Raw genomic sequence first — 26484 nt, forward strand, 5'->3', positions numbered from 1 at the left:
TTGTGATTCATATCTATATGGATGATCTTCGAAAGGTACCTAAAGGGTTCGCTCTGGCTCGTTCGACGGAAGAATGTCTTCTAATGCTGCGTGAGTGCGAGGTGGATGTTTTATCACTGGATTACGATATGGGGCCGGGTGATTATTCGGGTGGAGAAGTTGCCAGACGGATCGTACTGGAAGGACTGTTCCCCCGAGAAATCTATTTGCACACTTCCAGTCTGTGGGGGCGAAAAGAAATGTATGAGATCTTATATACTGCTAAACCTGAGGGGATGCTTTTGGTAAATGGTCCCCTGAGTTCTGATAAGCTTCGCGATATCGCCGAGGAGACGGACTTGAAATGAAGGTAATGAATGAAGTGGAATTACTGGAGGCGCTCAAGAGTTCAGGAGAACCGCTTGTAGTATTCTTACACACTCCACTGTGCGGTACTTGTAAGGCTGCTGAACGGATGTTAGAGGTGGCGGCTCATCTATTGCCTGCTGAACTTCAAATGGTTGCAGGCAATGTGAACATGCTGCCGAATTTGGTACAACAATATCGTATTACGAGCGTTCCTGCACTACTTGTAGCTTCTGTAGAACGGGAAGATGATCCGAAAGTTTATTATTCCATGGTTTCAGTTGAGCGAGTACTGGAATACATAAGGAGTGTTATATCATAATCATTTCATTACAACATTTATCTCTCCGCAGGGAAGAAAACTTAATCTTGGACGATGTGTCGCTAGAAGTTAAAGAAGGTGAGAACTGGGTCATTTTGGGACGGAATGGCTCCGGTAAAACCACAATTTTAGAGATGATGACTGGTTATTTGTTTCCTAGCAAAGGGACTGTAGAAGTGCTGGGTTATAAATATGGACAATGTGATATACGTGAGGTTCGTAAAGAAATTGGCTATATCGGGCCTTCCTTGATGGAAAAGATGTCATTAGAAGATCCGGTGTGGGAGGTCGTAGCAACAGGTGCTTACGCTTATTTGCGTTTCTACGAGACGATCCCCTCCGAAGTAAAAGAGAAAGCAATCAGCATGCTGGAAGATATGAATCTAGGCAATATGGCATTTCATCCTTTTGGGACCTTGTCACAGGGGGAACGTAAAAAAGCTATGCTGGCAAGATGTCTTATGGCTGACCCTAAGCTATTAATTATGGACGAGCCATGTGCCGGCCTTGATCTGTATGAAAGGGAAAAAATGCTGTCTGAAATAGACAAGCTGAGACAGCGTAATGTTTCTGTAGTATACGTAACTCACCATGTGGAAGAAATTGTCCCGCTTTTCACGCATGTTGCATTAATCCGTGAGGGTAAGTTAGCTGGATCTGGACCGAAAGAAGAAGTATTAACGAAAGAAATGATCTTGGCCACTTATGATATTCCTGTTGATGTTGAATGGGATAGCGGTCGTCCCTGGATTAAAATTAGACCTGGAGGCAAAACGATTTGAACGATTTAAGACAAGATACCGAAGAGCAGAACATTGCTCCGGAAGAAGAAGTGTATTCCCGATATATTTGTACAGCTAATCACGGATTTGCGCCATATGCGCAAGAAGAGCTTCGCCGTTTATTCGGTGCTGTGAAGAGTACCTTGTTACTACCAGGAGAAATCTTTCTGGCTACATTGCAATCTGAACCAGAGGAAGTAACGCGCCTACTCACACAGAATCTTCCCATTTTCCTGCGTCATATACAGCCTGTTCAGTTTCAGGATGAAGGAACCATGGAAGCTCTACAGAGTTTGGCGGTGTATTTAAGTCGCCACACTGAGCTTGAGGGTGAAAAGGTATCCCTAAATGTTCGTAAAGGTGATCCTTCCTTCTGGCAGGACAGTCCAGGAGAACTTCGTGAATGGCTCCAAGAGCAATTGCAGAGCTTAGGCGCAGAATTTACTGTGCAAGATCCAGCTTGGGTTATTTCAGTCTACGCAGACGGGAATGCCTTATATGCAGGTGTGTCCAGACCAGAAGCTAATTTATCTAGCTGGAATGGCGGTGCCATCCGTTTCCGTAAGGAAGATGGACAAATCTCACGTGCTAAGTTCAAACTAATGGAAGCCGAGAAGGAGTTTGATATTCCTTTTTACAGCTTCCGTAATGCGTTAGATATTGGTGCTTCTCCAGGTGGGTGGACTTCTTTCTTACTGGAACGTGGAATGAAGGTTACTGCGGTTGACCCTGCGTTAATGCATGAGTCCCTTCGTAATTATCCGGGCTTGAAAATCCTTCGTAAAAACGCAGGAGAAGTAAAATTCCGGGACAATGAATTTGATCTGCTCGTGTGCGATATGAGCTGGAGTCCTAAGCTGATGGCGAAGCTAGTAACCGGGTTACTCCACAGTCTGTCACCGGGTGGGACGGCCATTGTGACCGTAAAACTGATGCATAAGAAACCACTTGCGATGATCAAAGAAATTATTGCGATGTTTGAAGGGGAGCGCATGCAGATTCAGCGTGCAAAGCAGCTATTCCATAATCGTGATGAAATTACACTTTATATGATTAAATACTAATCAAACAAATTTTAATTTTCTAAGGGAAAGCATCCCGTTATTAACGTGACCGTATTTTGCGGTAAGAACGTTAATGGCGGAAGCTTTCTCTTTTTTTTTTGCGAAAAGGGGGAGTAAGTTTGTATTTTGAGACGAAACTTAAGATTGGACAGGTTATTGATGACAGATACAGAATTACGGGCCATATTGGTTCAGGTGGGATGAGTAATGTTTATCTTGCGGAAGATTTGCGTCTAAAGGGTAAACGATGGGCTGTAAAAGAAAGCTTATGCTTAGATGAGCTGCATTCTGACATCCAAGCGGAAGCCGATATGTTAATTACACTAGACCACCCACGATTGCCGCGTATTGTCGATTTCTATCTTCCAGATCGAGAAGGGTATTCCTATTTAATCATGGACTATATTGAAGGTGTGAGCTTGAGTCAGCTAATGAAGGATAATCCCGGACCTTTGCCAAGTGACTTCATCATTCAGGCGGCTAAACAGCTTTTAGAAGTCCTTCAATATCTGCATAGTCATCAACCACCGATTATCTATCGTGATCTAAAGCCTTCAAATATCATGTTGACACTGCAAAAAGAACTGATGTTAATTGACTTTGGGATCGCACGAAGCTACAAACACGGTATCTCTGAAGATACGGTTAAGCTTGGTACGGTTGGATTCGCGGCACCTGAGCAATATGGAAGTGGGCAGAGTCAGCCGGTATCCGATTTATATGGATTAGGTGCATTAATTCTCTTTATGGCAACTGGAGGGCAATGTAGTCAATGGGAGTCTGGGATGGAGGATCGGCTATATAACCATATGCCAGCTGGCATTATTCCAATCATAAGACGCTTATTACGACATCACCCGGAAGAGCGTTATCAGAATGCGGAAGCAGTTCTAAAGACGCTAATTCGTATGGAGTCCGAAATGGTTAGAGTAAATGATTTTACTATTTCAGTCCCACATTCTCTAGAAAAGAGAAAAGCGATGGTCATTGCCATACTCGGAGTTGCTTCAGGTCTTGGAACAACACATACTTCATTCGCAGTGAGTAGCTTACTTGCACAGAAGGGGGCAACTGCATGGGTTGATTTTTCTCCTGATTCATCGGTTTATGAACGCATTCGCAGCATGTTACATACACAGATTACAACTGTTGCATCCAAGGATGAGATATCTGCTTTTTCATGGAAAGGGGTGCATTATTGGAAACGTCCTATTCACGGAAAAATGGCTGATTTGCTGAGAGGGGATTATCAATTTGTAGTGTTGGATCTTGGCGTTGGGGAATATGAAGGGGCGCTTGATGAGTTCAAATATAGCGATATGCCGATTCTAATTACTTCTGGTGCAGATTGGCGACTCGAAGATTTACTAGTGTGGCTTAGGCGTAAAAGGTTACAGCCTGAAACGAATTGGAGGGTGGGGTTACCACTCGCAGAAAGCTCAACTGTACAACTGTTGCAGACCGCTATAGGTACAGATAAGATTTATGGACTACCTTTTCAGCAAGATCCATTCAAGCCTAAGGGGAAGTTGGTAGAAGAGATCAATGAAATGTTTGAGGGAGTATTAGATGTACCCAGTAAGGGGAAAAGCCGTAGTTTTTTTCAAAAGAAAGGCTGAATAAAGCGGTTCTCTATGCTTCCTCTTTTCACTCAACTAACTTTTAGTTCAGTGTTGCATTAAAGTGTGTTAAAATATATATTTATACGTGTTTTGAAAAATATAAGAAAGTATAAGTTTTACACTATACTTTACCTTTATATTTCTTGCATGAACGCTTACCGTCCTATAGGGACGCTGAAGACGTTTCTGCTTGAAATATAAGAAAGTATAAGCTTCACACTATACTTTATCCTTATATTTTTACGAGAAACGGTTGTCGTCTTTAAAAGATGACAACGTCGTTTCTTCTTATTACGCATTATTTAAGTATAGACAGGAGCTTGCGGAGAATTTATGAGTTTACTTAGTGTAGAAGACGTTTCCCACAATTTTGGGGATCGGACGTTGTTTAAAAATGTTTCTTTCCGGTTGTTACCGGGTGAGCATGTAGGAATCGTAGGAGCAAATGGCGTAGGAAAATCGACGCTTATGAATATTTTGACTGGAAAACTGTTGAAGGATAGTGGAAAAGTAGAGTGGACGCCTCGCGTCCGTTACGGTTACTTGGATCAGCATACGATCTTAACGCCAGGGAAAACCATACGTGATGTATTGAAGGACGCTTTCTTGCCACTTTTAGAGCTGGAACAGGAAATGCTAACTATAACTGAAAAGATGGGCGACGCTTCTCCTGAAGAGTTAGAGATGTTACTCGAGCAAATGGGGGACATTCAGGAACAGCTGGACATCGGAGATTTTTATCTTATTGATGTAAAAGTGGAGGAAATGGCAAATGGTCTTGGTCTTTCCGTTATTGGACTTGACCGTGATGTCGCTTCACTAAGTGGGGGTCAGCGCACAAAGGTTCTGCTCGCGAAGCTTCTGCTTGAGAAACCGAATGTGCTATTGCTGGATGAGCCTACCAACTATTTGGATGTTGAGCATATCGACTGGTTAACTAACTATTTGAAGCAATATCCATATGCATTTATATTGATCTCTCATGATACGGAATTCATGAATAAAGTCGTAAATGTGGTCTATCACCTGGAGTTCGGTAAACTTACTCGATACACTGCGAACTACGAGAAATTCCTGAATATGGCCGAGATGAATAAGATCCAACACATAGATGCTTATGAGAAACAACAGGATTTTATTAAGAAACAAGAGGATTTCATTCAGCGTAACAAAGCTCGTGCCTCCACATCTGGCCGGGCGAAGAGCCGTGAGAAACAGCTGGATCGTATGGATCGAATTGATCGACCAGAAGAAGCTGCAAAACCTACCTTTAAGTTTAAAGAAAGTCGGGCCAGCGGGAAAACAGTCTTCGAAGGCATTGATTTCGAGATTGGTTACGACCGTCCGTTGCTTCCTATGCTGAACATGACCATTGAACGTGGAGAGAAGATCGCTATAACTGGTTGCAATGGTGTCGGTAAATCGACGCTACTGAAGACTATTCTTGGCGTGATTCCTACGTATAGCGGTAAAACCTATCTAGGAGATTATCTGAACTCAGCGTATTTCCAACAAGAAGTGAAAGCAGCTAATCTTACACCTATTGAGGATGTCTGGAATGAATTTTCTAGTCTAACTCAGAATGAAGTGCGTGGACATCTAGCTCGATGTGGTCTGAAAAATGAGCATATTACCAGACCGCTTAGCATGCTGAGTGGTGGCGAACAAGCTAAGGTCCGTCTATGTAAGCTGTTGATGCGTGAGAGCAACTGGGTTCTGTTCGATGAACCTACCAATCACCTTGATGTTATTGCCAAGGCAGAGCTGAAGCGGGCATTACAAGAATATAAAGGCACAGTCCTGCTCGTCTCCCATGAACCTGATTTCTATGAAGACTGGGTTACGAAAATTTGGGATGTTGAACAGTGGTCAGTAGTACAAGTATAGAATCTTCATACTCCCGGGGAATAGCAGACGATCTGCTGTTCTCCGGTTTTTGGATACGGGGAGGGAAACCGAATGATTCATACAGATGGTCGTGAAGATCGTTATTCTCGTCAGGTGCGATTTGCGCCATTTGGAGCAGAGGGACAAGAAAGGCTCGCGCAGTCTAGTGTTTTAGTAGTGGGAGCAGGTGCGCTTGGTACAGGGATTGCAGAGACGCTGGTACGCTGCGGGGTAGGCAAAATTATTTTAGCTGACCGTGATTATGTAGAGTGGAGTAACCTTCAGAGGCAACAGCTCTATACTGAGGTAGATGCTATTGAACGTATGCCTAAGGCTGCTGCTGCGCAGCGCAGACTTCAACAGATTAATTCTGAGGTCGTTATTGAAGCCTATGTTATAGATGTTCGTGCCGAAGAGTTGGAAGGTCTTGTTTCAGGGGTTGATCTGATCATGGATGGTACAGACAATTTTGATACTCGGCTCATTATTAATGATATGGCGCAAAAGCACGGTATTCCTTGGATCTATGGTGCATGTGTAGGGAGTTATGGAATAACCTATACGATTTTGCCAGGAGAAACTCCATGTCTCCATTGTCTTCTAGGTACAGTACCGCTAGGAGGTGATACTTGTGATACCGCAGGTATACTTCCGCAAGCAGTACAACTAGTTACGGCAAATGCAACGGCAGAGGCGCTGAAACTACTAGGTAAGCGTAAAGAACAATTAAGAAACAAACTGTTAACGTTTGATGTGTGGCGGAATGAATACCATGAAATTGGAGTGAAAGCTGCCAAAAAGAAAAACTGCCCTTCTTGTGGGAGTCATCCGATCTATCCCTATCTAATGGCAGCGAATACCGAACGAGGCGATGTTCTTTGTGGAAGGGATACAGTACAAATTCGCCCTGCGAGACCACAGAAGCTTAACTTGCAGGAAACTGCGGACCGTTTGTCTCGTTTAGGAAGCGGAAGCGTGGACAGCAACTCTTATCTGGTTTCTTTTATAGAAGGGCCTTATCGGTTAGTAATTTTTGCTGATGGTAGAGCGTTGATTCATGGAACAAAAGATATTGCTGCTGCTCGGAGCTTTTATCATCGATATTTTGGATAAAGAAGCTGTAAATAGGTGTTCAGGCCATTTCTTAGGAATGGTCTTTTTGTTTTCCGGGAATTCTATACGTACCGCAGTGATGCTGGTGCAAGTCATATGGATATGGGGGAACTTTGTGATTGAGCAAATAATATGGTATATGGCTGATAGCAGTAGTAGAGAAGAAGATCGAACCGTTATAGAAAGTGTGCTACAAGATATTGGACTTGAAGCAACAAAAAGCGAAGATCCCGAGGATCTCCGCTTATCCATATCAAAAATAGAACCGGTACTGCTGCTTGCTGAGTTATGCGAGGTGGGGACTTGGGAAGGCTGGGACATAATTTCCGCTGTAAGAGCTGAGGGGATGATTCTACCGGTAATGGTGATTTCCGGTGAACAATCTGAATCTGGAACTGGGGCAGTTTCGGCGTTCTCAGCCGGGGGTAATGAATATATGACAAAGCCTTTACATACCGGTGAATTCAAACACAGAATTCTAAATTTGTTAACCCTTACTGGACGGCGTCGAAATTTAAATCAAATACTGCGAGTCGATGGTTTAATGCTCGATCCCAGCCGCAGGTTTGTAAGTCGCGACGGGATCGAGTTAAAAATGACACCCAAAGAATTTGATCTATTGTATTATCTCGCTGCGAACCAAGGAATGATATGCTCTCGCATCGAGATACTTAAGGAAGTATGGGGTTACCAATTTCACGCAGATACCAATGTTGTAGATGTTTACATCAGACATATCCGTTTGAAAATGGATAAAGGTCACCGGAACAAGTTGATTCACACCGTTCGCGGAACAGGATATGTAATGAGGGCGCCCGAAGGCGGCACCACATCCTGAGACTATTTCTCTATTATAGTTAGAACTCTACAGAGTCGTTGTTACAGTACGCGGCGAGCCTTTAAATATGTTTTTTTCCAATTACCGGAGTTAAGATCGGAAATCGTAACACCTGGTTTACCGTAAGTGTGCAGAATTTTGCCATTGCCAGCATAAACAGCAACGTGAGTTACATTTTTACCGTTTGCTCTGCTACCGCTCGAGAAAAATACTAGATCACCTACACGAAGGTCAGCTTTCGATACTGCTTTCCCTACTTTAGATTGATCTACGGATGTACGAGGCAATGTTACATTATATTGTTTAAAGATGTATTTTGTAAAAGAAGAGCAGTCAAAAACTTTAGTAGTAGAAGTGGATGCACCGAATTTGTAAGGCACTCCCATATATTTTTTCCCGAGATTCACTACGCTTTGACCTTTAGATACGGAAGCTGCTTCAACTTTCGTTGCGCCTACGCCTGTTGCCATCATTGTACCCAAGCCCATTGTAGTAACCATTCCTATAACAATCGCTTTTTTAATCCATTGTTGTTTATTCATGTTGTATTACCTCCAAGGTGTTAGTCTTTGTTGTTGTGTTTGTCTGTCTTGCTTGCCTGATTCGTAGTATAGCAGGTTATCTATGACATAAAAATTGGAAGAGGTGCAATAAAGTGAGGCTGGGTATGGGTTGTAAGCGTTTTATTAAAAATTCATTAAAAGTTACAAAAAATTAATAATTTGATGTAATATTATCTTAAAAAATCCGGAAAACCCTTGGTACAAAAGAGTTTTCACGGCTTTTTCGAATTTGAGATAAAAGTTACAATGATGTTTCTAAACTATAAAATAGTAGCATTTTTAAGTTGAAAATGATCCGTATGTATCTAGTCTTTACTCTGAATGATCAGCAACAATCCACTTCGAATGGTAACCGTCCCTGAGGATGAAACCAGTTTGTTACTCACACCAAGTGATTGTCCAAGCTTTAGTGTAGCGTCCGTCAATGGATATTGAAATCCGTCTAAGGTAATACCCGATACTTCTGGGGTTAAAGGCAGTAAAGAAACGTAGGTATAGCCTAAATCGTTGATAACAGCCTGGGATCCTGTAAGGGTTATATAGTTATGAGTGTCCATGACGTGGCAGTTGATTTGACGTTGTAGGGCTCTTGTCATCATTTGAATGCTAGCCAGGGAGTGGTCAATACGAGTACCCGTAACACCTAATAGTAGAATAGAATCGGGTTGCTGATCCATTGCAATATCTAGCGCCATCTCGCTATCTGTCAAATCTTTATTCACGGCATCACAGGTGATAGTCTTCTTACTTTTGTTTTCAATATCTTGAAGTGCTTCAGGCGAAACGGAATCAAAATCACCTACTGCTATATCTGGTGTATATCCGTGAGAAATGAGAAATAGCGCTCCCTGATCCGCACCGATAATAAAATCATCTTCATCTAATAGGTTGAAATATTCTGGAGACAGTTCTCCACCTGCAAAAATTACGACTCGTTTGGATGACATAACATCCATTCCTCCTCTTAAACCTCTTGTTGAGTATCCTGTCCAGTATAATGCAGATCGAAAGGTTGCACAATTGACCTCGACAACGCTAAAATGAGAGTGTGCGATCTTTTGAGTATAAATTCACATATATTTAGGTTTAACAACTGGGAGGTGAACGAAATCGTAAGCGTACTGTTTGTATGTCTGGGTAATATTTGTCGATCACCAATGGCGGAGGCTGTTCTGCGGCATAAGATTAATGAACGAGAACTATCTGATAAGATTCTTGTAGATTCAGCGGGAACTGGAGATTGGCATATAGGAAAAGAGCCGCATGAAGGAACAAGACGTATCCTTGATCAGAACGACATTAGCTATGAGAACATGTTAGCACGGCTAGTCGACAGTGAAGATTTTCAAAAATTTGACTATATCGTCTGCATGGACAAGTCTAATGGAGAGAATGTTCGAAAGATTCCTGGCGGGAAAGACGCCGAGCTAATGTTCTTCATGGACTTATTGCCTGAGGAGGAGCTGCGCGAAGTGCCGGATCCGTATTTTACAGGTAATTTTGAACAGGTATATGATTTGATCCACGCGGGCTGTGACATATTGCTGGAAAGAATGATAAGAGAAAAGCTGTAACCCATTCAGATTACAGCTCTCTCTGTATGATTCATATGGTAAATCGAGGGAAATTGCTGGATTTAACTGTAAGCGCAATCAAGTAATCTACATACTGTTCTTTAGATGTTCACTATTTACTACTATCAATAGGTCATTATGCGTTTAAGAAATAGAGTAGAGATTCTGGTAGCTCTTTCTGCCAGAAGCCCCAGAGATGAAGTCCGTCTTTCTCTCGGTAGGATACGGTTGCTCCGCGTGATTCAAGCAATGTTTTTGTTTCTCGATTCATCTGAACAAAATCATAAATGCCAGTATCCGTTTTGTATTCTGTTTCCTGCAGACCAACGACCATATTAATGTTGAGCCAGGAGAGATCCTCTTCTTTAGCCAGCATGTCGCGGGATTCAGGATAGAATGCACCGGAAAGGCTGATGATACGTGTGAAGATCGCAGGATAAGCAAGTGCAAGGTGGAGCGATACACTGCCCCCAAGGGAGTCGCCTGCTAAGATTCGTTCGTCCGGAGTACGGCGCACAGGATATTTTTGTTCAATGAAGGGAATAATCTCTTCGGAAAAGCAAGATAAGTACTGCTTGAATCTGCTTCCAAAAGGAGCGTATTCTTGAGTCCGAACAGCGACGTCTACTTCGACACCAACAATGATGAAGGGCTCCACGTCTTCTTCTATAATAAGACGTCCAGCGAGTGTAGCGATACGGCCAAAGTTAAAGAACTCTTCGCCGTCTTGGCAGTACACCACTGGGTAGCTCAAGACTTCGTTGTAGCCGGGAGGAAGATAGATGCGTAATTTACGTTCCTCCTGCAGATGTTTACTCCAAAGCGTTTCTTTTACAATTGTGCGTTTCAGAAAAACAGAATCGCTCATAGTTGCCACGTCACCTTTCTTGTCGAATTTTGCAATACACAACGGTTTGCTCTAAAATGAATAGCTGAGTAACTGTGTGATTAATCATTTACTTGTTCCAAAAGCTTTAAACTGTTATATAAAAATAAATCACCTGTTATACATACAAAATTTAAAGGAATATAAATTTTATAAGTATTTCTTTGACGAAAGTAACCAAACAGGTGTATAATAATATTATAACAGAGGCAGCTGATATTCAAATTTTTTTATTGAGGTGAAGATAATGAGTAAAGTTCCTTATGAAGTGTATACAGAGGACGTCGAGGCTCTAACGGTACTTTCCCCGGATGGAGAAATTATCAACAAGGATAAAATGCCTGATTTAACCGACGATCAACTGAAAGAAATTATGTATCGTATGGTATTTACCCGTACTTGGGATGATCGTGCAGTAAATCTTGGTCGTCAAGGCCGTCTTGGTTTCTACGCACCGGTATCCGGTCAAGAAGCTACTATGATTGGTAGCGAGTACGCTTTGGAGAAAGAAGACTTCTTATGCCCAGGCTACCGTGATATTCCGCAGCTAGTATGGCACGGACTTCCATTGTACCAAGCATTCTTATATTCCCGTGGACACCAACATGGTGGAGCTATTCCTGATGGCGTTAATGTATTGATGCCACAAATTATCATCGGCGCGCAAATCCTGCACGCTACAGGAATTGCAATGGGCTTTAAATTGAAGAAACAAAAGAGTGTTGCAATTACTTACACTGGTGATGGCGGTTCTTCTGAAGGCGACTTCTATGAAGGCTTGAACTTTGCTGGTCGCTTTAAACTGCCTGTTATCTTCTTTGTTCAAAACAACGGTTACGCGATTACGACTCCATTCGCAAAACAAACAGCTTCCAAATCGATCGCTCACAAAGCGGTTGCAGCTGGTATTCCGGGAATTAAAGTTGACGGCATGGACATCTTTGCAGTAATCAGTGCTGTTCGTGACGCTGCTGAGCGTGCACGTAATGGCGAAGGTGCTACATTGATCGAAGCTGTAACTTACCGTTTCCGTCCACACTCCCTTTCTGACGATGCAAGTAAATATCGTTCGAAAGAAGAAGAAGGACAATGGAGCGAAAAGGATCCAATCAACCGTCTTGCCAAGTATTTGGAGAAGAAAGGTCTTTGGACTGAAGAAGATACGCTGCGCGTGAAAGACGAAGCGAAAGCTACTGTTAACGAGCAGATTAAAAAAGCTGAACAAACCGAAAAAATGACTATACCTGGCTTGATCGACAGCATGTTCGAAGTAACACCTAAACATCTGGAAGAGCAAAAAGCCGATTTTGAATAAGGGGGATATCAGGCAATGGCACAAATGAATATGAAAGAAGCGATCCGCGACGCGATGCGCGTTGAACTGAATCGTGACCCTAACGTTCTTATCTTCGGAGAGGATGTTGGTAATGTAGGTGGCGTTTTCCGTGTAACGGAAGGGCTGCAAAAGGAATTTGGCGAAGATCGTATTTTTGATACTCCACTAGCTGAGTCCGCTATCGGTGGTCTGGCATTTGGTCTTGGTGTACAAGGCTTCCGCCCAATTGCAGAAATTCAATTCGTTGGTTTTATCTTTGAAGCACTTGATCAGATCGTTGTTCAAGCGGCACGTCTGCGCTGGCGTTCTGGGGGTAAATATAATGCTCCAATCGTATTCCGTACTCCTTTTGGTGGCGGAGTTAAGGCTGCTGAGCTTCATACGGATTCACTCGAAGGTTTGATTGCACAAAGCCCGGGTATTAAAGTAGTAATTCCTTCAAACCCATATGATGCTAAGGGACTTCTTATCGCGTCTATCCGCGACAATGACCCTGTATTCTTCATGGAGCATTTGAACCTTTACCATGCATTCCGTGCTGAAGTGCCAGAAGGTGAATACACTGTTGAACTTGGCAAAGCTAACGTAGTACGTGAAGGTGCTGATGTATCTATCATTACTTACGGGCTGATGGTACATACAGCTACCAAAGCAGCCGAGCAACTCGAAAAAGAAGGCATTAACGTTGAAATTATTGACCTTCGTACTGTAAGTCCAATCGACATCGACACTATTGTAGCGTCTGTGAAGAAGACTAACCGTGCTATCGTAGTACAAGAAGCTCAAAAGAGCTCCGGTGTTGCTGCTGAGGTTATTGCACAAATTAACGAAAAAGCATTGCTGCACTTGGAAGCACCTGTTCTTCGGATCGCAGGTCCGGACACAGTATATCCATTCGCACAAATTGAAGATACATGGCTTCCAAACCCTGCGCGTATTATTGCAGGCGTGAAGAAAGTTTTGGATTTCTAAAATATTTTTTTCTATGAGAAACGGTTGTCATCCTTTATGGATGACAACGTCGTTTCTTCTTCTGAATTCTAACCATAAGGTCAGTCCCAATTTCACAAGGAGGTTTTCAAAGTGGCAAAGTTTGAATACCGATTCCCTGAACTAGGTGAAGGTTTGCATGAAGGTGAAATCATCAAAATGCATATCAAAGCCGGTGACAAGGTAACGGATGATGATATCGTAATGGAAGTTCAAAATGATAAGGCGGTAGTTGAGGTGCCTTGTCCAGTGAACGGTACCGTGTTGGAAGTTTTGACTAAAGATGGCCAAGTTTGCCGTGTTGGCGAAGTTGTAGCTATTATCGAAGCTGAGGGCGACGTGCCTGAGCAAGAAGGTCATGCTGCTGAAGAAGCTCCAGCTGCACCTGCACCTGCTGCACCAGCTCCTACGAATGCTAAATCAGCGAACTTTGAATATCGGTTCCCAGAACTGGGTGAAGGTCTGCATGAAGGTGAAATCATCAAAATGCATATCAAAGCCGGTGACAAAGTAACCGATGATGATATCATCATGGAAGTTCAAAATGACAAGGCAGTAGTTGAAGTTCCTTGTCCAGTGAACGGTACTGTGTTGGAAGTTCTGACTAAAGATGGTCAAGTATGCCGTGTTGGCGATGTTGTAGCTATCATTGCTGCAGAAGGTGACGTTCCTGAACAAGCAGGTCATGCTTCCGCAGAAGCAGATGCAGCAAAAGGAAGTGCAAATACCACTTCTTCCCCTGCAGCAACTAGCCCATCTGATGCTAAACAAGGTGGATCTGTTAGTGCAGCACCTGCGCCTGACCGTGATGTGTTGGCTACACCAAGCGTTCGTAAATTTGCTCGTGAGCAAAAAGTGGATATCTCTAAAGTGAACGGAACTGGAAAAGGCGGCAAAATCACTCGTGAAGACGTTGAAGCATTCTTGAAAGGTGGTTCAGCACCTGCGGCAGCGGCAACACCTGCAGCGGCAGCTTCTGAAGCTCCTAAGGCTGCTAAAACTGAAGCTAAAGCAACATCTGCAGCAGCGAGCGGTAATGTTAGTCTTGAAGAAGAACGTGTACCTTACAAGGGCATTCGTAAAGCGATCGCCAATGCAATGGTTAAATCGGCTTACACTGCACCTCACGTTACAATTATGGACGAAGTAGATGTTACTGAACTGGTAGCATTCCGTACACGTATGAAACCAATCGCTGAGAAAAAAGGCGTTAAGGTTACTTACCTTCCGTTCATTGTTAAAGCATTGGTTGCAGCTTCCCGTCAATTCCCAGCGCTTAACGCTATGATTGATGAAGAAGCAGGCGAGATTGTTTACAAGAAATACTACAACATCGGTATCGCTACTGATACACCAAACGGCTTGATCGTTCCAGTTATCAAAGATGCTGACCGTAAGAGCATCTGGATGATCGCTAGCAGCATCACTGACCTTGCAGTTCGTGGTCGTGACGGTAAATTGTCTGCTAACGAAATGAAGGGCAGCACGATCTCCATCAGTAACATTGGTTCTGCTGGCGGTATGTTCTTTACTCCAATCATTAACTTCCCTGAAGTGGCTATCCTCGGAACTGGCCGTATCAGTGAAAAAGCAGTAGTTAAGAATGGTGAAATCGTAGTTGCTCCTGTAATGGCGTTGTCACTCAGCTTTGACCACCGTATTATCGATGGTGCGACTGCTCAAAACTTTATGAACTACATTAAATCGCTGCTCAATAATCCTGAGCTGCTGGTTATGGAGGTATAATTATGGTAGTAGGAGACGCTTCTCTAGATATTGACACATTGGTCATTGGTGCAGGTCCTGGTGGGTATGTGGCGGCAATTCGTGCCGCCCAGCTCGGCCAAAAAGTCCTCATCGTGGATAAATCGGAACTCGGCGGTGTATGTTTGAACCGTGGATGTATTCCTTCTAAAGCACTGATTGCTGCTGCACATCAGTTCGAATCTGCTAAGCATGGTGAAGTTTTCGGTGTTACTGCTGAGAACGTTAAAGTGGATTTTGCCAAAACTCAAGAGTTCAAAAACGGCGTAGTTAAGAAAATGACTAGCGGTGTGACTAGCTTGATGAAAGGCAACAAAATTGAAGTATTTAACGGCGAATGCATGTTTATCAGCGACACAGAAGCACGTGTGTTCAATGATCATGAATCCCCACGTTACCGCTTCAAACACTGTATCATTGCAACAGGTTCCCGTCCGATTGAACTGAAACCTTTCCCATTCGGTGGACGCATTCTGTCTTCGACTGAAGCTCTTGAGCTTCCAGAAATTCCGAAGAGCATGATCGTAATCGGTGGTGGTTACATCGGCGCTGAGCTTGGCCAAATGTACTCCAAATTCGGTACTAAAGTAACAATCATCGAAGGTTTGGATACTGTACTTCCAGGCTTTGATAAAGATATGACTCGTCTTGTTGCGAAAAACATGGCTAAAACTGGCATCGAAATCGTAACTAACGCTAAAGCTGAAAGTGCTGTGCAGAACGACAAGGAAGTTACCGTGAAATATTCTGTTGGTGGCGAATCCAAAGAAGTTACTGCGGATTACTTACTTGTAACTGTAGGCCGTCGTCCTAACACTGATGGTGAACTTGGACTAGACCTGATCGGTCTTGAACTCGACGAGCGTGGATTGATCAAAGTCGATCACCAAGGTCGCACAAGCATTCCTAACATCTTCGCTATCGGCGACGTTGTTCCAGGTCTGGCGTTGGCTCACAAAGCTTCTTACGAAGGTAAGATTGCCGCAGAAGCGATTGCAGGACTTACATCTGTTGTTGACTACAAAGTCATCCCAGCAGTTGTGTTTACAGATCCTGAGTGCTCAAGCGTTGGTTTAACTGAGAAAGAAGCGAAAGACAAAGGCTACAAAGTGAAAGCTGGTAAGTTCCCATTTGCAGGGAATGGCCGCGCCGTATCTTTGAACAGCCCAGAAGGTTTCATCAAAATTGTTGCTAACTCCGAAAACAATCTTGTGCTTGGTGCACAAATCGTTGGTATCGAAGCTTCTAACTTGATCGCTGAACTTGGTTTGGCAATTGAAATGGGCGCAACACTTGAAGATATCGCTTTGACTATTCATGCGCACCCAACCCTTGGCGAAATCGTCATGGAAGCTGCTGAACTGGTTGAAGGTCATCCTATTCACGTAATGAAATAATTTCTCTACCCAATTGCTCTAGCAGGCACATAAAAGGCGGAACGCATTTGCGTTTCGCCTTTTTGAGTTTTCCACTTTTTTGAAAAAGGATATAATGGGAGGAGATGAAACAATTTGAGCGAATACACTATAAAATCATTCATCCGTATTTAAAAACTTATATAGGGAGGACAAATGATGAAACCCAATAAGTTAAAGCCTGGTGATGAGTTGCGAATCATCTCACCTGCCAGAAGTCTGTCGTTAATCGCTGCTGAACAAAGGAAAATTGCCAAAGAACAGCTACAAAAATTAGGCTTTCGGATATCATTTTCCGTAAACTCTTTTGAGAAGGATGAATTTGTTTCCTCATCGATCGATTCTAGAATAGAGGATTTGCACGAAGCTTTTTTAGATCCGAATGTTAAAGGGATTCTTACGACCATTGGAGGCTTTAATAGCAATCAACTGCTACGTTATATCGACTATTCCATCATTGCAGAGCATCCTAAACGATTATGCGGGTATTCGGATATTACTGCTTTAAGTAATGCAATCTATGCTAAAACAGGATTAGTTACATATTCAGGACCACATTTTTCTAGCTTCGCAAGGCTTCACGACAATGAATATACCACCGAATATTTCCGTAAGCTGATGATGGACAACAAAGAAATAGTGGTGAGGCCTTCGAAGCATTGGAGTGATGATGAGTGGTATCTGGACCAGGAGAACCGTGTATTTATCAGAAATGAAGGCCCGTTCATTATCAATGATGGAGAAGCGAAAGGGATAATTATCGGTGGGAACCTTTGTACATTAAATCTTTTGCAGGGAACGGAGTATATGCCCAGTTTAAAAAATTCGATATTATTTCTTGAGGATGATTATGAGTCATCGCCTGCAACCTTTGATAGGGATTTACAATCGCTGATTCATCAACCAGATTTTCAGCATGTTAAAGGATTGGTTATTGGCAGATTCCAACAAGGATCACGTATGACTAAAGAACTGTTGATCAAAATCATAACTTCGAAAGAAGAGCTATCAGACATTCCTGTCATTGCAGACGTGGACTTTGGACATACATCTCCTATGATTACTTTCCCTGTAGGTGGACAAGCCTCACTTCGTGCTTATGGGGTTAGAGTAGAGTTAAGGATATCAGAGTAGTGAACTCCTCGGATTATTAAATAAATTTAAAAAATATCGTACCTTCTACAAAATTCGGATTTTTCAGATATAATATATGAGGTGAAATATTACGGAGGTGCATTAAATTGAATAATGAGTTAGAACAAACCTATTTGAATTTTTTACAATATATTTTAGATAATGGTGTAAAAAAAGAAGATCGTACCGGAACGGGTACTATTAGTGTATTTGGTTATCAAATGCGATTTGATTTATCAAAAGGCTTCCCATTATTTACAACAAAACGGACGCCGTTCCGTTTGATCGCAAGTGAATTATTATGGTTTATTAAAGGCGACACAAACATCCGTTATTTATTGAAAAATAATAATCATATTTGGGATGAATGGGCTTTCAAAAGATGGGTTGAATCAGACGAATATACAGGTCCAGATATGACTGATTTCGGGAATCGTTGTTTAATTGATGAAGACTTCAATCAAGTTTATCAAGCAGAGATGAAAGCATTTTGTGATCGTGTCTTAGAAGATGATGCGTTCGCAGCGAAGCATGGTGACCTAGGGAATGTTTATGGTAAGCAATGGCGAAATTGGACATCTTCTACGGGAGAATCCATTGACCAATTACAAGATGTAATTCATCAGATCAAATCAAATCCTGATTCTCGTCGTTTAATTGTAAGCGCATGGAACCCGGAAGATGTTATAAATGCTGGGGCAAAAGGGAGTAAAGCAGCGTTACCACCTTGCCACGTTATGTTCCAGTTCTATGTTGCAAATGGTAAATTAAGCTGTCACTTGCTGCAGCGCAGCGCTGACTCTTTTCTTGGAGCTAACTTCAATATCCCGTCTTACTCCTTACTTACACATTTGATAGCACATGAGTGTGGTCTAGAAGTAGGCGAGTTTGTATATAGCATTAGTGATGCACATATCTATTCAAACCATGTTGATCAAGTAAAAGAGCAATTATCAAGAGATTTAAGACCATTGCCTACATTGGTTATTAATTCAAATAAGAAATCACTTTTTGATATCGAGCTGGAAGACCTTATCATTGAAGGGTACAATCCGCATCCTTCGATAAAAGCTCCGATCGCAGTATAAATTAATGGTTATCAAGATTTTTTGATCTATATAGGTAGGAAGGAGCGTGTATCATGAGTATTAGCTTAATATGGGCAATGGGCACCAATCATGTTATTGGAAAAGATAATGATATGCCTTGGCATTTACCGCTTGATTTCGCTTATTTCAAAGCGGAAACACTGGGGAAGAGAATGCTTATGGGCCGAAAAACGTGGGATTCGCTCGGAGGGAAGCCTCTAAAGGGCAGAACAAGCTTAATTATGACTAGAGATACTGATTATGCTCCTGAAGGTGCAGAGGTTGTACACACGCTTGAGGAAGCTCTCAGCGAGGGTAGAAAACACGATGAGCTGATGGTGATCGGCGGTGCGGAAATTTATAAGCTGATGTTGCCGTATGCTGACAAGTTGATGTTAACGCAAATTGAACAGGATTTTGAAGGGAATACCCGGTTTCCTGATATTGACTGGAGTGTATGGAAAGAGGTTTCCAATAAGAAGGGAATTCGTGATGAAAAGAATCCGTATGATTACCGTTTTCTTGTTTATGAACGTACGGAATAGCAATAAAACGTTTTCTCTGACATAACATGTGAAATAGTACAAAAAATCAGTAGATTAATCCATTACTGTGCAAAAGTAATGAGTGCTACTATAATTAAAATTAGAAATGATAATCTACAGGTATAGAATGTGCAGGTACTTCATTGCGCTGCTCACGACCATACGAAGCCGCAATATGCTACAATGTACTATACTTCAACACGAAGAGAACGGATGGGGGAAACGTAAACATGTCTACACCTACAGGTTTTATGGAGTATAAACGGCAGCTCCCAGGTGATCGGGATCCTGAGCAGCGGGTAAAAGACTGGGAGGAGTTCCACCATCATTTATCCGAGGACGAGCTTCAGACACAAGGAGCGCGCTGCATGGATTGCGGAACGCCGTATTGTCATACAGGAATTGATATGGCTGGAGGAACCTCGGGTTGTCCAGTTCATAATCTAATTCCAGAGTGGAATAATTTGGTGTACCGCGGACTCTGGAAAGAAGCCCTGGAACGTCTGCATAAGACGAATAATTTCCCTGAGTTTACTGGAAGCATTTGTCCTGCTCCTTGCGAAGGCTCTTGCACAGTGGGTCTAATTGGACAGCCGGTGACCATTAAGACCATTGAGTTAGCTATTATTGATAAGGGCTTTGAAGAAGGCTGGGTTGTACCTAATCCTCCAGAGAAACGTACAGGCAAAAAGATTGCAATCGTAGGCTCTGGACCTGCTGGACTCTCAGCAGCAGCTCAACTTAATAAGGCTGGACATACAGTAACTGTATTTGAACGCAGTGACCGCATCGGCGGACTGCTGACATATGGCATTCCCACTATGAAACTCGATAAGAGAGTTGTTCAACGTCGTGTAGATTTATTAGCTGCAGAAGGTATTAATTTTGTAGTGAATACAGAGATTGGCAAGGATATTCCTGCTCAACAGCTAGTGGATGAGTATGATGCGGTTGTTCTGTGTGGTGGAGCTACAAAGGCACGTCGTTTTAACGTTGAAGGCAGTGAGCTTAAGGGTGTTATGTACGCCATGGACTATTTAAATGGTACGATTAAGAGCTATTTGAATTCCAATCTTGAAGATGGCAACTATGTATCTGCTGAAGGTAAAGACGTGATCGTCTTGGGTGGCGGTGATACTGGATCTGACTGTGTTGCTACAGCACTTCGTCATGGCTGCAGCAGTATCACTCAATTTGGTACACATGAAAAAGCACCTCTTCAGCGTGATCCGATTGCTAACCCTTGGCCACAATTCCCGAATGTATATAGCCTAGACTACGCGCAAGAAGAAGCTAAAGCCATATTTGGGGATGACCCGCGTGAGTTCTCTATCATGACTACTAAATTTGTTGGTGATGAAGAAGGTAACTTGAAAGAGCTGCATACTGTACAGATCCGCCGGATCGTGGATGAGACAGGTCGTAAGATCTATCAACCTGTTCCAGGTACCGAAGCTGTATATCCTGCTCAATTAGCTTTGATAGCCATCGGTTTTGATGGGCCAGAACAAGATATTATTCAAGAGCTTGATCTTGAGACAGATCGTCGTTCCAATGTGAAAGCACGTTATGGTAAATTCAATACCAACGTGGATAAAGTGTTTGCTGCTGGCGATATGAGACGTGGTCAAAGCTTGGTTGTATGGGCCATCAACGAAGGACGCGAAGCTGCGCGTGAAGTGGATAAATACCTGATGGGTTCAACCGTTCTTGTTTAAAACGTTAAGATAATAATTGTCTAATAAGCCGTTTCAAAAGCAGTTTACCTGCTGGAGAAACGGTTTTTTAAATAAAGCGATGCTTGACGTAGATATCAGTATCATATAAATTAAATACACATGATAAAAGCATTGACCAAGGATCTACGATTCAAGAAGCGTTAGAACAGAGAGGGAACCCACCGGATGAAAGGTTCCTCAAACACGTGTGAGTGGTATCCTGCCTTGGTAGCTGTAGCGATAGTATCTACTAACCCGCTACCGGAATCGACCGTTATCCGATTTGAGGATTGCCAAATCAGAATAGATTGTATGTTGAGCTGGCAGTTAAATAAGGGTGGTATCACGACACATTCGTCCCTGACGAATGTGTCTTTTTGCATTTAGAGAGATAATTTCTGGGGGAGGGTATTTAAGATGCGACAAAGCAATTTATTATTAACAACACTGCGTGAGGTGCCTTCGGAAGCGGAGACAAACAGTCATCAGCTACTGCTGCGTGCGGGGTATATCCGTCAATTAGCTGCTGGAGTATATACCTATTTACCACTTGGACGGCGGGTTCTGCGAAAGATAGAAGCGATTGTGAGAGAAGAGATGGATCATTCCGGAACGCAGGAGATTTTAATGCCATCCATGCAGCCTGCGGAACTTTGGAAGGAATCAGAACGTTATGATGTTTATGGTAAGGAGTTGATGACTTTTAAGGATCGTCATGAGCGGGAATTCATTCTCGGTCCAACGCATGAAGAAGTAGTAACCACACTTGTGCGGAATGAGATCAGCTCCTATCGTAAGCTTCCTGTTACCGTGTATCAAATTCAGACTAAGTTTCGAGATGAACGGCGACCACGTTCCGGATTGCTAAGAGGAAGAGAGTTCTTGATGAAGGATGCGTACTCTTTTGACATAAGCTCAGAAGGACTTGATAAATCATACCACCAAATGTTCGATGCTTATCACCGGATATTTAAGCGATGTGGATTGAAGTTCAGAGCTGTTCATGCAGATTCTGGTGCAATTGGCGGAGAAGGGGGCAGCCATGAATTTATGGCACTGGCTGATATCGGGGAAGATACGATTGCGGTATGTTCCTCTTGCGATTACGCAGCCAATCTGGAGCAGGCAGAAGCTGTGCGTCCTGTTAAGAAGGAAATGAATTTCGAAGTACCAGCGATAGAGAAATTCCATACTCCAAATTTACGTACAATTGATCAATTAGAGCAGGAGTTGGAGATCCAGCCAGAGCAGATTATGAAAACATTGATCTACGAAGGTAGCGGACAATTCTTTGCTGTAGTGGTTCGAGGAGATCATGAAGTTAATGAGATAAAAGTGAGTAAATATATCGGAGCAATGGAGATCAGGCTTGCTGACTATGAAGCTGTGAAATTCTTAACGGGTGTAGAGAGTGGGTTTGTGGGGCCTGTGGGACTTCAATTAACTGTACTAGTTGATGCCGCAGTTGCTGAGATGACGGAAGGTACGACGGGTGCAGGAGAAAAAGATTATCACTTCCGTAATGTTGTACCTGGTAGAGATTTTGGGCTTGAGCATGTGGGGGATTTTCGCAATGTAGCGGAAGGAGAAGCTTGTCCACATTGCGAGGATGGCGTTCTTCATTTTCATCAAGGCATTGAAATCGGACATGTCTTTAAATTAGGTACCAAATACAGTGAGAAGCTTGGAGCTTCCTTTTTAGATCGTTCAGGCAAAAGTCAGCCTATGATCATGGGTTGTTACGGAATTGGAATCTCGCGACTATTGTCCGCAATTGTAGAACAGAATCATGATGATCAAGGAATAATGTGGCCAGTTGCATTAGCACCTTATCAGGTTCATATTTTGATGATGTCCATAAAGGACTCGGATCAACTGGAAGTTGCAGAGGAGCTTTATAATCAACTTACTAAGCTCGGTTTTGAGACGCTTCTAGATGATAGGGATGAACGTGCTGGCGTTAAATTTAAGGATTCAAGTTTGATTGGTATACCCGTAACGCTAGTAGTTGGTAAGGAGGCTGCACAAGGTAGGGTGGAGTATCTAGAAAGAGCCTCCGCTGCGGGTAAAGAAGTCTTAGAAAAGTTAGAAGCAGTTTCTCGTATCCAAGAATTCTTTTCGCAGCTGAATTAAACTTCTATAACTCAAACTGAAAGCCATTGTTCAGGGCGGGAAAGTGGTGGCGGTAACTTTGTGAGATCATCACCTATTGCCGCATTAATCTGACCCTGAGTTAGAAAAATGCTCTCTGATAGATCAGCGCCCCTAAGGTCTGTGTCACGGAAATCTGCACCAATAAGATCTGCACCTCTAAGATTAGCGCCTTTAAGGTCAGCGGCAATCAAATAGGCTCCCCTCAGGTTGGCGCCCCTGAGATCTGCATTTTTAAGATTTGCGCCGACAAGGTCAGCACCACGGCTGAAAGTTCTCGATGCTTTTTTTAGTTTACGACGAGCCTCAGTACGCACAAGTTCACTGACTTGCAGCAGTAACAGATTAATCTTTGCTCGATGAGCGTCAACATTCACCTTCTGTAGAGAATCAGGGTTAAGTAAAGTGAGTTGTTCCGTCTCATCGAGTGCTGTTTGCAGCTCAACATGTATTGAATGGGTTATATCTAAGTTCAATGATTCATTTAAGTACCATAGCAATTCGTGCAAATGCCACATGGCCGTAAATACCTCGAACATTTGCTTTGCAGTTTTTGGATTCTTCCGCCAGTCCTCACCGGTATAAGTAACCTGAGAAAGCTTTTGCCCAGCCCCAAAACAGTCATATACAGTACAACCACGAAATCCAAGCGCTCTTAAATCTGTATGTACACCACAGCGAAAGTCTGATTGTAGGTTATGGCACGGCTGGCCAGCTGCTTTATCCATAGCAAAATCCACTGAAACTGAAAAAGGTAGTGCGGAACAGCACAAACCGAAGCAGCTCTCACATTCTGCTTTTAAATAGTGACCGTTTTTGTCCTTATAAGGTTCTGTAAATTTGTGATTTTCAGACACGTTTTGATTCCTCCGATATATAAAACTCGTTTACCAAACTATTCTAATTCATAGAAAAGACAAAGGGAAGTCTGAATTTTACCTAGGCCTACTAACCAATCCATTAAAAAAAACCGAGGTTAATGGTATAATAGAATACTGGACGCATTTTGGACTTAAGAACGAAAAGGTAAGGAGCGATTGTTTTTGAAGACACTCATTATTGCGGAGAAACCGGATATGGGGCGGAATATCGCCGCCGCAATAGAACCGAAGGCCAAAAATTACCGTTCCTATCTTGAAGGGGAGCAGTACATTATTACTTGGGCAATAGGGCATCTAATCGGTTTGGCCGAGCCGGATGCTTATGATGTTAAATACAAAAAGTGGAATATTAATGATCTGCCCATTATTCCAGACCAGTTCAAACTGGTTCCTAATGCACGGACAATCGACCAGCTCAAGGTAATTGGAGATCTTGCGAAACGTAGCGATCTTCTAGTGAATTCATGCGATGCCGGGCGAGAAGGGCAGCATATCTTTTCACTCATTCAACGACATTTGAAGCTGGAGCATCCTGTGAAGCGGTTGTGGATCTCGGATCTGACGCCAGAGACCATTCGCAAAGGATTCCAGGAGCTGAAGGATGGATCGGAGTACGAGAATCTAACGAAAGCAGCAAAAGCTCGCAGTGAAGCGGATTGGCTCATCGGCATGAACGGATCACGTGCTTTTACTACAAAGCATAATGTGCTGCTGTCCGTGGGTAGGGTTCAAACTCCCGTACTCGCGCTGATTTACGACCGTCAGAAGACGATTGAGGCGTTCTCTTCCCTAAAGTTTTTTGAGGTGGAGGGACATTTTACTCAGAATGAAATGACCTATAAAGGCATGTGGCAGGGGGATCGGCTGACTGACGGGGATAAGGCGGAGGCGCTGGCTGCCAAGGTCAAAGGAAAACCGGGCCGGATTGAGTCTTACGAGGTTAAGGAAACAAAAGAGTATCCGAATAAGCTGTACGATTTGACGCTGCTGCAGCGTGAGGCGAATGGAAAGTACGCTTTTTCCGCAAAAAAGACGCTTGATATTGCTCAAGCGTTATATGAAAAGCATAAGGTGATTTCTTATCCGCGGACGAACTCCAACTATGTTACAGAACAGAATATTCCTGAGATGCATAAGACGTTATCCGCGCTGCAAGGGACGGCGTATGATGAGTGGGTGAAGGGTGCGAATCGCAATCTCGTTCATAAAGGGAATAAATTCATCTGCAACCCCTCGAAGGTTGAGGATCACCACGCGATTTTGCCTACATATCGTAAAGCATCAGGACTTAGTGCAGATGAAGGAAAGCTGTATGATTTGATTGTGCGGCGTTTTTTGTCTCAGTTCTATCCGGCAGCGGAGTATAAAGTGCATACGGTGATGACCGAGGTAGAAGAGGAAAAGTTCAAAACCACAGTCAAGGAATTATTAAGCCTCGGCTGGAAGGTCATTTACGCGGACCAGAAGAAGGATAAAGCGAAGACTTCCAAGGGTAAGAACAAGGATGACGAAGAGGACGAAGAGGTCGAAGTGAACGAACCATTTTCTATTGCTCCGGCAGAAGAAGTGGTTTGTAGTGAGGCTATTGTTAAAGAGAAAGATACTCAGCCACCCAAGCATTACACAGAAGGTACGCTGCTTCGAGCGATGGAAAGTGCCGGAAAGCAGATTGAGGATGAAGAGCTTCGCGATGCTATGAAGGATTCAGGGCTTGGAACTCCGGCTACCCGTGCAGCAACGATAGAACGGCTGAAGAATGTCGGATACATCGAAATGCAGGGCAAAAAAATTGCCATCACACAAAAAGGACGAACAGCCATTGAGCTGATTCGTGGAGCGGGTATTGAGCTGTTGACTTCACCGGAAATGACCGGACAATGGGAACGTCGTTTGAACGAAATATCGAGAGGAACGGCGTCGGATGGGCAGTTTATGGAGAATGTAAAAAGATTCGCCTGCATGATCGTAGACAAAGTACGAGTACAATCCCGGGCGTCCAAAACCTCATTTGAAGGGGAGACGCCTTCTGTCAATACAAGTGCTAAAGGGCGAAATGCTGGAAGTACATCTCGTAAAACCACCGACAAACCTGTGGCGCCGCGAAAGCGCAAGGCAAGTAGTGAAGAGGAATCTGCCAATTCAGGGCCTAAGGTCATCGGAAACTGTCCGCGTCCCGGCTGCGGTGGAATGATTTTTATGGGTAAAAAAGGCTACGGCTGCTCTCATTACAAGGAAGGCTGCAAATTCGTGATCTGGAAAGAGAATCATGGTCGTACACTCACGGATACACAAGTGAAGGCATTGATTGAGAAAGGTCGGACGGGCAAGCTAAAGCTTACCAGCGAAGACGGTACACCACTGGAAGGCAAGCTAGTGCTTCAAAATATGGATACGGGCCAATTAGCAATTGAATCATAGTCGATCAAAAAGAATGAGTGTACGGTAAAAAGGTGTCTCTAGCCATGA

At 43.1% G+C, this 26484-nt stretch carries 23 protein-coding genes; 19 read left to right on the forward strand and 4 right to left on the reverse strand.

Annotated elements, in window-relative coordinates; translation table 11 throughout:
* Positions 1–2 precede the first annotated feature (2 nt).
* The 8 genes from ACQKMP_RS28685 (at position 3) to ACQKMP_RS28720 (ending at position 7973) form a co-directional block, all read left to right on the forward strand.
* Complete coding sequence (locus ACQKMP_RS28685) at positions 3–347, forward strand: cyclic-phosphate processing receiver domain-containing protein (protein ID WP_427472262.1); 345 nt, start codon at positions 3–5, stop codon at positions 345–347.
* Positions 344–667, forward strand: a complete 324-nt coding sequence (locus tag ACQKMP_RS28690) for a thioredoxin family protein (protein WP_427472264.1) — start codon at positions 344–346, stop codon at positions 665–667. Before ACQKMP_RS28685 ends, ACQKMP_RS28690 begins: the two co-directional genes overlap by 4 nt.
* Complete coding sequence (locus ACQKMP_RS28695) at positions 667–1449, forward strand: ABC transporter ATP-binding protein (protein ID WP_427472349.1); 783 nt, start codon at positions 667–669, stop codon at positions 1447–1449. The genes ACQKMP_RS28690 and ACQKMP_RS28695 overlap by 1 nt, the downstream gene beginning before the upstream one ends.
* The gene (locus tag ACQKMP_RS28700; RefSeq protein ID WP_427472265.1) at positions 1446–2513 is read left to right on the forward strand and encodes an SAM-dependent methyltransferase; all 1068 of its coding nucleotides are present in this window, start codon (positions 1446–1448) and stop codon (positions 2511–2513) included. The genes ACQKMP_RS28695 and ACQKMP_RS28700 overlap by 4 nt, the downstream gene beginning before the upstream one ends.
* 119 nt (positions 2514–2632) lie before the next feature.
* A complete protein-coding gene (locus tag ACQKMP_RS28705; protein ID WP_427472267.1) occupies positions 2633–4132 on the forward strand; it encodes a serine/threonine protein kinase in 1500 nt (499 codons plus the stop codon).
* A gap of 336 nt (positions 4133–4468) precedes the next feature.
* A complete protein-coding gene (locus ACQKMP_RS28710; protein WP_427472269.1) occupies positions 4469–6022 on the forward strand; it encodes an ABC-F family ATP-binding cassette domain-containing protein in 1554 nt (517 codons plus the stop codon).
* A gap of 72 nt (positions 6023–6094) precedes the next feature.
* Entirely contained in the window at positions 6095–7135 is a 1041-nt protein-coding gene (locus tag ACQKMP_RS28715) for a ThiF family adenylyltransferase (RefSeq protein WP_339241597.1), read from the forward strand.
* On the forward strand, positions 7080–7973 hold the full coding sequence (locus ACQKMP_RS28720; protein WP_339241594.1) for a response regulator transcription factor: 894 nt from the start codon (positions 7080–7082) through the stop codon (positions 7971–7973). The genes ACQKMP_RS28715 and ACQKMP_RS28720 overlap by 56 nt, the downstream gene beginning before the upstream one ends.
* A 41-nt stretch (positions 7974–8014) precedes the next feature.
* Here ACQKMP_RS28720 and ACQKMP_RS28725 read toward each other — a convergent pair whose 3' ends face one another.
* A complete protein-coding gene (locus ACQKMP_RS28725; protein ID WP_339241593.1) occupies positions 8015–8515 on the reverse strand; it encodes a C40 family peptidase in 501 nt (166 codons plus the stop codon).
* 326 nt (positions 8516–8841) lie between these two features.
* Positions 8842–9483: a thiamine diphosphokinase gene (locus ACQKMP_RS28730; RefSeq protein WP_339241592.1), complete on the reverse strand. Its 642-nt coding sequence runs from the start codon at positions 9481–9483 to the stop codon at positions 8842–8844.
* A 162-nt stretch (positions 9484–9645) separates the two neighbouring features.
* On the opposite strand from ACQKMP_RS28730, the gene ACQKMP_RS28735 reads away from it, so the two are divergent.
* Positions 9646–10110: a low molecular weight protein-tyrosine-phosphatase gene (locus ACQKMP_RS28735; protein WP_427472351.1), complete on the forward strand. Its 465-nt coding sequence runs from the start codon at positions 9646–9648 to the stop codon at positions 10108–10110.
* Positions 10111–10246: 136 nt separating this feature from the next.
* Here ACQKMP_RS28735 and ACQKMP_RS28740 read toward each other — a convergent pair whose 3' ends face one another.
* Positions 10247–10978, reverse strand: coding sequence for an alpha/beta hydrolase (locus ACQKMP_RS28740; RefSeq protein ID WP_042188815.1), 732 nt, complete (start codon positions 10976–10978; stop codon positions 10247–10249).
* A 265-nt stretch (positions 10979–11243) separates the two neighbouring features.
* On the opposite strand from ACQKMP_RS28740, the gene pdhA reads away from it, so the two are divergent.
* The 9 genes from pdhA (at position 11244) to ACQKMP_RS28785 (ending at position 23119) form a co-directional block, all read left to right on the forward strand.
* Complete coding sequence (pdhA, locus tag ACQKMP_RS28745) at positions 11244–12311, forward strand: pyruvate dehydrogenase (acetyl-transferring) E1 component subunit alpha (RefSeq protein ID WP_042188812.1); 1068 nt, start codon at positions 11244–11246, stop codon at positions 12309–12311.
* A gap of 15 nt (positions 12312–12326) precedes the next feature.
* Positions 12327–13304 (forward strand): alpha-ketoacid dehydrogenase subunit beta, encoded by a 978-nt coding sequence (locus ACQKMP_RS28750; protein WP_042188810.1) that lies wholly within the window; start codon positions 12327–12329, stop codon positions 13302–13304.
* A gap of 111 nt (positions 13305–13415) precedes the next feature.
* Positions 13416–15068, forward strand: a complete 1653-nt coding sequence (locus tag ACQKMP_RS28755) for a 2-oxo acid dehydrogenase subunit E2 (protein ID WP_427472273.1) — start codon at positions 13416–13418, stop codon at positions 15066–15068.
* A gap of 2 nt (positions 15069–15070) precedes the next feature.
* Positions 15071–16483 carry a dihydrolipoyl dehydrogenase gene (gene lpdA, locus ACQKMP_RS28760; RefSeq protein ID WP_042188806.1) on the forward strand — a complete coding sequence of 471 codons (1413 nt, stop codon included), beginning with the start codon at positions 15071–15073 and terminating at the stop codon, positions 16481–16483.
* A 177-nt stretch (positions 16484–16660) separates the two neighbouring features.
* On the forward strand, positions 16661–17635 hold the full coding sequence (locus ACQKMP_RS28765) for a S66 family peptidase (RefSeq protein WP_427472353.1): 975 nt from the start codon (positions 16661–16663) through the stop codon (positions 17633–17635).
* 107 nt (positions 17636–17742) lie between these two features.
* Positions 17743–18723, forward strand: coding sequence for a thymidylate synthase (locus tag ACQKMP_RS28770; protein ID WP_339241585.1), 981 nt, complete (start codon positions 17743–17745; stop codon positions 18721–18723).
* Positions 18724–18776: 53 nt separating this feature from the next.
* Positions 18777–19268 carry a dihydrofolate reductase gene (locus tag ACQKMP_RS28775; RefSeq protein ID WP_427472275.1) on the forward strand — a complete coding sequence of 164 codons (492 nt, stop codon included), beginning with the start codon at positions 18777–18779 and terminating at the stop codon, positions 19266–19268.
* A 230-nt stretch (positions 19269–19498) separates the two neighbouring features.
* A complete protein-coding gene (locus ACQKMP_RS28780) occupies positions 19499–20986 on the forward strand; it encodes a glutamate synthase subunit beta (protein ID WP_427472277.1) in 1488 nt (495 codons plus the stop codon).
* Between the two features lie 417 nt (positions 20987–21403).
* Positions 21404–23119, forward strand: a complete 1716-nt coding sequence (locus tag ACQKMP_RS28785; protein ID WP_427472279.1) for a proline--tRNA ligase — start codon at positions 21404–21406, stop codon at positions 23117–23119.
* Between the two features lie 11 nt (positions 23120–23130).
* Here ACQKMP_RS28785 and ACQKMP_RS28790 read toward each other — a convergent pair whose 3' ends face one another.
* A complete protein-coding gene (locus tag ACQKMP_RS28790; RefSeq protein WP_427472281.1) occupies positions 23131–23994 on the reverse strand; it encodes a pentapeptide repeat-containing protein in 864 nt (287 codons plus the stop codon).
* Positions 23995–24180: 186 nt separating this feature from the next.
* On the opposite strand from ACQKMP_RS28790, the gene ACQKMP_RS28795 reads away from it, so the two are divergent.
* A complete protein-coding gene (locus tag ACQKMP_RS28795; protein WP_427472283.1) occupies positions 24181–26436 on the forward strand; it encodes a DNA topoisomerase 3 in 2256 nt (751 codons plus the stop codon).
* The last annotated feature ends 48 nt before the right edge of the window (positions 26437–26484 follow it).

Source organism: Paenibacillus sp. NPDC101420 (assembly GCF_050277435.1).
Lineage (GTDB): Bacteria > Bacillota > Bacilli > Paenibacillales > Paenibacillaceae > Paenibacillus_AQ.

Bases quoted from the DNA above. Each gene is read 5' to 3' on its own strand.
- ACQKMP_RS28690 (WP_427472264.1), top strand. From the start codon at position 344: ATGAAGGTAATGAATGAAGTGGAATTACTGGAGGCGCTCAAGAGTTCA.
- ACQKMP_RS28730 (WP_339241592.1), bottom strand. From the start codon at position 9,483: ATGTCATCCAAACGAGTCGTAATTTTTGCAGGTGGAGAACTGTCTCCA.
- ACQKMP_RS28710 (WP_427472269.1), top strand. From the start codon at position 4,469: ATGAGTTTACTTAGTGTAGAAGACGTTTCCCACAATTTTGGGGATCGG.
- ACQKMP_RS28780 (WP_427472277.1), top strand. From the start codon at position 19,499: ATGTCTACACCTACAGGTTTTATGGAGTATAAACGGCAGCTCCCAGGT.
- ACQKMP_RS28715 (WP_339241597.1), top strand. From the start codon at position 6,095: ATGATTCATACAGATGGTCGTGAAGATCGTTATTCTCGTCAGGTGCGA.
- ACQKMP_RS28785 (WP_427472279.1), top strand. From the start codon at position 21,404: ATGCGACAAAGCAATTTATTATTAACAACACTGCGTGAGGTGCCTTCG.
- ACQKMP_RS28740 (WP_042188815.1), bottom strand. From the start codon at position 10,978: ATGAGCGATTCTGTTTTTCTGAAACGCACAATTGTAAAAGAAACGCTT.
- lpdA (WP_042188806.1), top strand. From the start codon at position 15,071: ATGGTAGTAGGAGACGCTTCTCTAGATATTGACACATTGGTCATTGGT.
- ACQKMP_RS28750 (WP_042188810.1), top strand. From the start codon at position 12,327: ATGGCACAAATGAATATGAAAGAAGCGATCCGCGACGCGATGCGCGTT.
- ACQKMP_RS28775 (WP_427472275.1), top strand. From the start codon at position 18,777: ATGAGTATTAGCTTAATATGGGCAATGGGCACCAATCATGTTATTGGA.
- ACQKMP_RS28720 (WP_339241594.1), top strand. From the start codon at position 7,080: ATGGAACAAAAGATATTGCTGCTGCTCGGAGCTTTTATCATCGATATT.
- pdhA (WP_042188812.1), top strand. From the start codon at position 11,244: ATGAGTAAAGTTCCTTATGAAGTGTATACAGAGGACGTCGAGGCTCTA.
- ACQKMP_RS28765 (WP_427472353.1), top strand. From the start codon at position 16,661: ATGAAACCCAATAAGTTAAAGCCTGGTGATGAGTTGCGAATCATCTCA.
- ACQKMP_RS28725 (WP_339241593.1), bottom strand. From the start codon at position 8,515: ATGAATAAACAACAATGGATTAAAAAAGCGATTGTTATAGGAATGGTT.